The organism is Nonomuraea sp. NPDC049625 (assembly GCF_040675285.1).
Classification (GTDB): Bacteria; Actinomycetota; Actinomycetes; order Streptosporangiales; family Streptosporangiaceae; genus Nonomuraea; species Nonomuraea angiospora_A.
Genome location: NZ_JBFAOQ010000050.1, coordinates 4057 through 5288, shown reverse-complemented (window position 1 = coordinate 5288; position 1232 = coordinate 4057). Strand labels below are relative to the sequence as shown.

Below are 1232 nucleotides of genomic sequence, written 5' to 3'. Positions count from 1 at the left end.
ATTGTCCGGCGGCGACCTACTCTCCCACACCCTCCCGAGTGCAGTACCATCGGCGCAGAGAAGCTTAACTTCCGGGTTCGGAATGTAACCGGGTGTTTCCTTCCCGCCATAACCGCCGTAACCCTCCGAAACACACAAGCACAACTGCTTGTTGTCTCAGAATCACATAATGGACGCGAGCAACGACTAGAAAAGTCTGCTTTGTGGTCAAGTCCTCGGCCTATTAGTACCGGTCAGCTCCACACGTTACCGCGCTTCCACCTCCGGCCTATCAACCCGGTCGTCTACCGGGAGCCTTACCCCCTCACAGGGTGGGAGACCTCATCTCAAGGCAAGCTTCCCGCTTAGATGCTTTCAGCGGTTATCCCTCCCGAACGTAGCCAACCAGCCGTGCACCTGGCGGTACAACTGGCACACCAGAGGTTCGTCCGTCCCGGTCCTCTCGTACTAGGGACAGCCCCTTTCAAGTCTCCTGCGCGCGCAGCGGATAGGGACCGAACTGTCTCGCGACGTTCTAAACCCAGCTCGCGTACCGCTTTAATGGGCGAACAGCCCAACCCTTGGGACCTACTCCAGCCCCAGGATGCGACGAGCCGACATCGAGGTGCCAAACCATCCCGTCGATATGGACTCTTGGGGAAGATCAGCCTGTTATCCCCGGGGTACCTTTTAGCCGTTGAGCGACACCGCTTCCACACGCCGATGCCGGATCACTAGTCCCAGCTTTCGCTCCTGCTCGACCCGTCAGTCTCACAGTCAAGCTCCCTTGTGCACTTACACTCAACACCTGATTGCCAACCAGGCTGAGGGAACCTTTGGGCGCCTCCGTTACCTTTTGGGAGGCAACCGCCCCAGTTAAACTACCCACCAGACACTGTCCCCGATCCGGATCACGGACCAGAGTTAGACATCCAAAACGACCAGAGTGGTATTTCACCAATGACTCCACCCGAACTAGCGTCCGAGCTTCCCAGTCTCCCACCTATCCTACACAAGCCGTTCCAAACACCAATGTCAAGCTGTAGTGAAGGTCCCGGGGTCTTTCCGTCCTGCTGCGCGAAACGAGCATCTTTACTCGTACTGCAATTTCACCGGGTCTGCGGTTGAGACAGCGGGGAAGTCGTTACGCCATTCGTGCAGGTCGGAACTTACCCGACAAGGAATTTCGCTACCTTAGGATGGTTATAGTTACCACCGCCGTTTACCGGCGCTTAAGTTCTCACCTTCGCCAG

General features: G+C 56.9%; 2 rRNA genes (1 of these 2 running past the window's edge). Both read right to left on the bottom strand.

Going from position 1 to position 1232, the window contains the following annotated elements:
- Nucleotides 1-3 precede the first annotated feature (3 nt).
- A 5S ribosomal RNA gene (gene rrf, locus AB0J87_RS64280) occupies nucleotides 4-120 on the bottom strand.
- An 83-nt stretch (nucleotides 121-203) separates the two neighbouring features.
- A 23S ribosomal RNA gene (locus AB0J87_RS64275) occupies nucleotides 204-1232 on the bottom strand (it continues 2194 nt past the right edge of the window).